The 7,260-nt window shown below is 48.5% G+C and carries 5 protein-coding genes; all 5 read left to right on the forward strand.

Going from position 1 to position 7,260, the window contains the following annotated elements; all coding sequences use genetic code 11:
* The first annotated feature begins 37 nt into the window (after nt 1–37).
* The 5 genes from GPL15_RS06030 (at nt 38) to GPL15_RS06050 (ending at nt 7,065) form a co-directional block, all read left to right on the forward strand.
* On the forward strand, nt 38–958 hold the full coding sequence (locus GPL15_RS06030) for a sugar ABC transporter permease (RefSeq protein WP_215696994.1): 921 nt from the start codon (nt 38–40) through the stop codon (nt 956–958).
* 21 nt (nt 959–979) lie between these two features.
* Nucleotides 980–1,807 (forward strand): carbohydrate ABC transporter permease, encoded by an 828-nt coding sequence (locus GPL15_RS06035; protein ID WP_215696996.1) that lies wholly within the window; start codon nt 980–982, stop codon nt 1,805–1,807.
* Between the two features lie 20 nt (nt 1,808–1,827).
* Nucleotides 1,828–3,006: a glycoside hydrolase family 88 protein gene (locus GPL15_RS06040; RefSeq protein WP_215696998.1), complete on the forward strand. Its 1,179-nt coding sequence runs from the start codon at nt 1,828–1,830 to the stop codon at nt 3,004–3,006.
* The gene (locus tag GPL15_RS06045) at nt 3,006–4,394 is read left to right on the forward strand and encodes a sulfatase (RefSeq protein WP_215697000.1); all 1,389 of its coding nucleotides are present in this window, start codon (nt 3,006–3,008) and stop codon (nt 4,392–4,394) included. The genes GPL15_RS06040 and GPL15_RS06045 overlap by 1 nt, the downstream gene beginning before the upstream one ends.
* Before the next feature lie 472 nt (nt 4,395–4,866).
* The gene (locus GPL15_RS06050) at nt 4,867–7,065 is read left to right on the forward strand and encodes an extracellular solute-binding protein (RefSeq protein ID WP_215697002.1); all 2,199 of its coding nucleotides are present in this window, start codon (nt 4,867–4,869) and stop codon (nt 7,063–7,065) included.
* Nucleotides 7,066–7,260: the final 195 nt, after the last annotated feature.

The following is a 7,260-nucleotide window of genomic DNA, read 5'->3' on the forward strand; positions in this document are numbered from 1 at the left end:
TAAGTAAGCCGCTTTTGCGGCAGAAATGGAGGAGAAAATGAACCAAGAGAAGAAAAAAGGTCTGACTTCCAAACAAAAAAGGGCCATTCGCAACAACCTGACCGGGTATGCCTTTGTTTTACCAAACCTGATCGGATATTCCATATTTGTATTTATTCCGGTGTGCTTTTCATTTGTTTTAAGCGTGATGCAGTGGGACGGTTCCCAGGCTCCTATGAAGTTTGTGGGATTTGCCAATTTCACTCAGATTTTTTCTGATGATGTGTTCACGAAGGCATTTTTTAATACTATAGAATACGCGGCCATGACGGTTCTGCCCACTTTGGTGTTGTCTCTGCTTCTGGCTGTGCTTTTGAATTCGAAAATAAAAGGAATCGCCCTGTTTCGGACGTCATTCTTTTTCCCATACATCGCTTCAATCGTGGCAGTGGGCGCCGTGTGGAACATGCTGTTCCAGCCGGATTTCGGTCCCATCAATGAAGCGCTTAAATTCATAGGGATCAGCAATCCGCCAAGGTGGGTTGTGGATGTCAACTGGGCCATGGTGGCTATTTCCATCGTCAGTGTGTGGAAATATATGGGGTATTACATGATCGTATACCTGGCGGCCCTTCAGGGCATTTCCAGTTCGTTGTATGAAGCGGCCAGCATTGACGGCGCCAACGGCATCCAGAAGCTGCGCTATATCACCATCCCAATGCTGACGCCGACTACATTTTTCGTGCTGATCATGCTGACCATCCAGTGTTTCAAAGTATTCGATCTGGTATACGTTATGACAGGCGGCGGCCCGGGTAACGCCACAAAGACTATGGTTAACTATATTTATGAAAAAGCATTTAAGAGCTGGCAGTTGGGGCCGGCAAGCGCGGGCGCAATTATACTGTTTATTGTAGTGTTAATAATTACCTTGATCCAGTTCTCAGGCGAGAAAAAATGGTCCAAGGACATGATGTAGGAAGGGAGCGGTGAAACGGTTATGAAAACTAGGGAAAAAACAATGAAAAACATACTGGTTGCAGTGCTGGTCCTCTTATCTCTGCTGATGCTGGTTCCTTTCTACTGGATGGTGATATCTTCTTTAAAGCTGAATAAGGACGTATTTTCCATACCGATGAAATGGTGGCCGGATGAAATGCACTGGGAAAATTACCAGATTATTTGGAAAAAGCTTCCGCTTTTGACATTCTTTCTGAATACTGCTAAACTAACAATATGTACAACGGCTATCCAGTTGTGCACCAGCTGTTTTGCAGCATACGGGTTTACAAAAACGAAGTTTAAAGGCAGGGATTTGATCTTTTTGATGTATGTCACCACAATTGCGGTTCCGTGGCAGGTATACATGATCCCTCAGTTTATCCTTGTATCTAAAATGGGCTTAAACGACACTCACTTAGGGCTGATCCTGATGCAGGCGTTCTCCGCCTTCGGCGTGTTCTTGATCCGCCAGTTCTATATCAGCATTCCTGATGAACTCTGCGAGGCTGCCAGAATTGACGGTCTGACGGAATTCGGCATTTTCAGACGGATTGTGTTCCCTCTCGGAAAGCCGGCCATGGCTACTCTGGTTATCTTTACATTTACCACGGTATGGAATGACTTTATGGGGCCTCTGATCTATTTGAAGACCAAAGAATTGAAGACCATCCAGTTAGGTATCCGCATGTTCATCTCCCAGTACGGGGCTGATTACGCGTGGATCATGGCTGCTTCGGTTTGTTCTCTGATCCCTGTTGTGATTGTATTTTTAAGCTGCCAGAAATTCTTCGTTGAAGGGGTTGCTGCCAGCGGCATCAAAGGTTAAACATAAAAAGGAGATTTGGTATGGCACAGACGTTTGAAAGTTTAAGAAAGTACCCGGGGCTGGATCATGATGATGTGAAAAAGGCCCTGGAAGGAGCAATCGGAGTGGTGAGGGAAGATTTAGGGAAGTTTACGGACTTTTTCCCGTCCTCCAACAGCTTTGACGGATTTTATGAGCAGACGGACAATGTAGAATGGACCACCGGATTCTGGACAGGGGTCTTATGGCTGGCTTATGAAAACACGGATGAAGGGTGTTTTAAGGAAGCGGCGTTAAAACAGGTGGACAGTTTCTTAAACAGGATCGAGAATAAGATCGATGTGAATCATCACGATATGGGCTTTTTATTCAGCCTGTCCTGTGTGGCGGCCTATAAGCTGACAGGAAGTGAAACCGGAAAGAAAGCCGCGCTGCTGGCGGCCGATCATCTGGCGGAGCGTTACCGCGAAGTTGGAAAATTCCTTCAGGCATGGGGAAATGTGGGAGAAGCCAAGGAATACCGGCTGATCATCGACTGCCTGTTGAACCTGCCGATCCTTTACTGGGCCAGTGAGGTGACGGGAGATCCTTCTTATGCGGACAAGGCGGAAAACCACATCAAGACGGCCATGCGCTGTGTGCTCAGGCCGGATCACTCCACCTATCATACGCATTTTATCGATATGGAAACGGGAGAACCTACTTATGGTGTGACCCACCAGGGCAACCGTAATAACTCCGCATGGGCCAGAGGCCAGGCGTGGGGAATCTATGGAATCGCTCTCAGCTACCGCTATCTGAAGAAGCCGGAATATATCGATCTGTTCTTCCAGGTTACGGATTATTTCATTGAGCACCTGCCGGAGGATCTGGTTCCTTACTGGGATTTTGATTTCGATACGGGAAGTGAAGAGCCCAGGGATTCTTCCGCATCGGCCATCGCTGTCTGCGGCATTTTAGAGATGTGCAAATATCTGGATGCCAAAACCGGGGAAAAATACAGGGATGCGGCTGATAAGATGATGAAGGCTTTAATCGTCCACTGCGCCAATACGGATATAAAGAAGAGCAATGGTCTGCTGCTTCACGGAACCTATGCTAGGGATTCTGAGGAAAATACCTGTAAAAACCGGGGCGTGGATGAGTGCAATACCTGGGGGGATTATTTCTATATGGAAGCCCTCACCAGAATGATGAAGGACTGGGAACTGTATTGGTGATGAAAAAACCAAATCTATTATATATTTTTGCAGACCAATGGCGTTATGAAGCGATGGGCTATGTGAAGGAAGACCAGGTGATAACGCCCAATATCGACCGTTTTGCCGGAGAGAGCCTGTGCTTTTCCAATGCTTACAGCACCTTCCCTCTGTGTTCCCCTCACCGGGCCTCTCTTATGACGGGAAAATATCCTTTCAGCGTGGGCATGTGGACCAACTGCAAGATCGGCCTGGAAGAAAAGATCATGTTAAAGCCCCAGGAAACCTGCATCGGCAATGTGCTGGGGGATCATGGATATCAAACGGGATATATCGGAAAATGGCATCTGGACGCGTCGGAACTGAATTTCAATCCTCATCCGGAATCGGGAGCGAAGAACTGGGATGCCTACACGCCTCCGGGTGAGCGGCGTCAGGGATTTGATTACTGGCTCTCTTATGGAGCTGATGATGAACATCTGGATCCCCATTACTGGGCGGACAGCCCAAAACAGATCAGGCCGGGAAAATGGTCCGCTGAATTTGAAACGGATCAGGCGATCAGTTATATAGAGGAAAGAAAAGATGGGGAAGAACCATTTGCGCTGTTCGTATCCTATAATCCGCCCCACCTTCCTTATGAGCTGGTGCCGGAACAGTATTATGAAAAGTTTAGGGACCTTCCTGTCCGCTGGCGGGATAATGTGCCGGAGGAGATGAGGACGGAGAAGCTGGAAACCATTACAAGGCAGTATTTTGCCGCGGTTCACGGAATTGATATGCAGTTTGGCCGGATTATGGAGTATTTGAGGGAGCAGGGGCTGGAAGAGGACACTTTGGTGGTGCTCTCGGCAGACCACGGCGAGATGCTGGGGTCCCACGGCCTTATGAGCAAGAACGTCTGGTATGAAGAATCTGTCCATATCCCGCTCATGATGAGGCAGAAGGGCAGGATTGCCCCGGGAACGTATGACGGCATATTTGCCAGCCCGGATCATATGCCCACACTTTTGGAGATGCTGGATGTTCCGGTGCCGGAAACCTGCCAGGGTTTTGGCCATAAAAAGGCTGTGTTCGGGATGGACGAAAACGTTCCTCAGGATATGTTTCTCTGCTCCTATCCCGGCGGCGCGGAGATGGTGGCGGAATTTGAAAAACGGGGCCTGGCCCACAAAGCGTATGGGTGGCGGGGAATCAAAACACACCGTTATACCTATGTGGTGAGCAGAGGCTATGCGCCCGGAGAAGAGGTCAAAGAGTATCTCTATGACGATTTGAACGACAGATACCAGCTCAGCCCCCGGATGATCGAAAAGGAGACGGATGAGGAACTGGTGCTTGGATTCAGAAGGAGATTGGAAGAATATCTTGAGCTGACACAGGATCCGTTTTTGATGATTGGACGGTGAAAGGGGCGGTAAATGTGGAAGGCTGGCAGGCGGAAAGGCTGTCGGGCGGAAAGACTGGCGGGTGAAAAGACTGTCGGGCGGAAAGACTGGCGGGTGAAAAGACTGGCGGGCGGAAAGACTGTCGGGTTAAAAGACTGGCGGGCGGAAAGGCTGTCGGGTGAAAAGACTGGCGGGCGGAAAGCCGCCGGGTGAAAAGACCGGAAAGTGAAAGCGTCGGCTGGATTATAGCAGTAATACAGGTGAAAAACAGCTCTGGAATCCGTGGGCAGACGGGTTGCCGTGGGCTGTTTTTTTCTTTATATAGATTGTTTTTCTGGGATAAAAAGTCCGCTGGAGTGCGTTTGAAAATTGCTTTCCGTCAGATTTGTCTGAACTGTTACGAAAGATAAATTTCATATCGGGTTCAGATTGTATTTACAGATGTTTTGGAATCCATTATGATATAGGTAAATAAAAATGGGAGGTCTATGGATTGGCGACGATAAAAGATGTGGCGAGACTGGCGCAGGTCTCAATCGGGACTGTGTCCAATGTGCTGAATGGCAAAACAAAAAATGAAGAGCTGATCAGGCGTGTGGAAAATGCTGTGGAACAATTGTCTTACCGCCCGGATGCCAATGCCAGAAATTTGAAAAATACAAACAGCGGTCTGGTAGGGATTATGGTTCCGGATTTAAGCCAGTCCCAGTATGCAGCATTTCTGCAGCAGATGGAAAGCATATTGAGGGAGCATGGCTATTCGGTTTTGGTGAAGCTGAGCCGCAATAACCGGATGGTGGTTAAAAAAGGGATCGCTGGTTTTATGGAACAGGGCGTGGACGGTATCATAGTCTATTCCGCTATTCACATAAAAAGTACGGACATTCCCAGAAATTATGAGATGCCCATGGTTTTGATCACCGGAAAAAATGTACCGGGTTTTCCAGGGGATCAGATCATTCTGGATTATACCAACGCATTTGGCCAGGTGATGGAGAAGTTCAGGTTGAAAGGGCTTTCCCATGTGGGGCTGATCATGGAATATAATATATTGGAAGACGGCGGCCTGTCTTCTGTTTATAAAAGCTATTTCCCGGATATGGACCTGGTCAAATCTGTGGACAGCAGCAGGGAAAGCGGATTTCAGGCTCTGTTCCAACTGGCATATGGACATCCGGAGCTGGACGGCGTGATAGCCGGCAGCATTTCTCTCGCCCAGGGGATCAAAAAGGCGCAGGCCGCGCTGGGACTTGGGGACGTCTGTGTGGCTGCGGTTAAAGAGAGCAGCTGGATTGAAGATGAAGGAAACTATGATTTCCAAATGACCATTTCCCAGACCATGGTGGCGGAAAAAGCGGCAGACTGTCTTCTCCGAAGCTTGGAAGAGGCCGCGGAGCACGAATTTACAATCGACAGAGTGGAGGCTGAAATGGATTGGTTCCAGCCAATGAATGCCGGAATCGGAAAATCAGCGGCCAGTTTGAGATTTGCCATGCTGGACAGCCCTTCGGCCAGAAGCCTGCAGATGCTCAGCTCCATCTATAGGAAAGAGAGCGGCGCCAAGGTGGAATTTGATCTCTTCACCTATCAGGAACTGGAAGATCTTTTATATGCCCAGGCTGCGGATCAAAACAGCAGTTACGATGGATTTATGATGGATCTCCCATGGCTGGACGGTCTGATCGAGAGCGGCTATGTGAAGAATCTGGATACATTTTATGAGGGGAACAGGGAATTTTTTGACGGTTTTTTAGAAGGGGTTCTGAAAGATTTTGGGATGTATGTGGAATCGGTTTATGGCGTTCCCTTTATGTCGGGCGCACAGCTCCTTTTCTATCAGCGTGATCTGTTCGAAGACAGAAAACTGAAAATCCTGTATCAAAGGATGTATGGCGGTCAACTGCAGCCGCCCAAAACGTGGGAGGAGTTTAACCATGTGGCGGAATTTTTCACCCAGTCGCTGAACGAAAAATCACCGGTTCCATATGGAGCTTCTTTAGCCCGCGGCGTAAACGTGTATACGTCCATCTATTTTCTGTCTCATTTGTGGTCTTATGGCGGCCATGTATTTGATGAAAAAGGCAGACCGGATCTGGATTCCGCTCCTGCATTAAACGCGCTGAAAAACATGGTGGACAGCTACCGCTGCACTTCGGGCCGGGAAATCCGTTCCTGGAATGAGCTTTCTGAAGAATTTAAAAATGGAAAAAGCGCTATGATCATTCTTTACGATTCCGATGCGGGGGATATCAATAATTATACCAGCTCCAAGGTGGCAGGCAATCTGGGGTTTGATCTGATACCGGGAGGCACTCCGGTTATGGGTGGCTGGAGCCTGGCTTTAAATACCTATGGAAAGAACCAAAAAGACGCGGAACAATTCCTTCTGTGGGCGTGCGGACTGCAAAATTCCATTCCGCTGGCCCTTTTAGGCGGTTCTACACTGAGGGCAGGATATTATAACCGGACGGATCTTGAAAATATCGAACCATGGAAGCCATTAATCCTGCCCAGCTTCCGCCAGAGCAGAAAGAGAATCATGCCGGAAATCCTGGATGACAGCATGTATAAAAATATCATTTATACCAGGATCATTCCCGAGGAAATACAGAATGTGCTGGACGGCAAAGCGACGGAAGAGGATGCTTTGCGGGCGATGCAGAAAAGGATCGCAGAGTTCATGGCTCTGTAGTGATTGGGGGAATCTTTATTTAGTTGATTAGTGAAAGTAACGCCATGAATCCTGGGGATGGGGACGGACGGGGGCGGAGGCCCGCTTGGAGGGTTGGCACCGGGCGGAACGGAACCCGTTGGCGATGAAAACCGGCTTCCAACCGTAAGTGAAACTAAGGCTCCAGGAACGGAAAAAGACGGTCCGATGCCCATT

This window comes from Clostridium sp. MCC353, assembly GCF_018785315.1.
Lineage (GTDB): Bacteria > Bacillota > Clostridia > Lachnospirales > Lachnospiraceae > CHH4-2.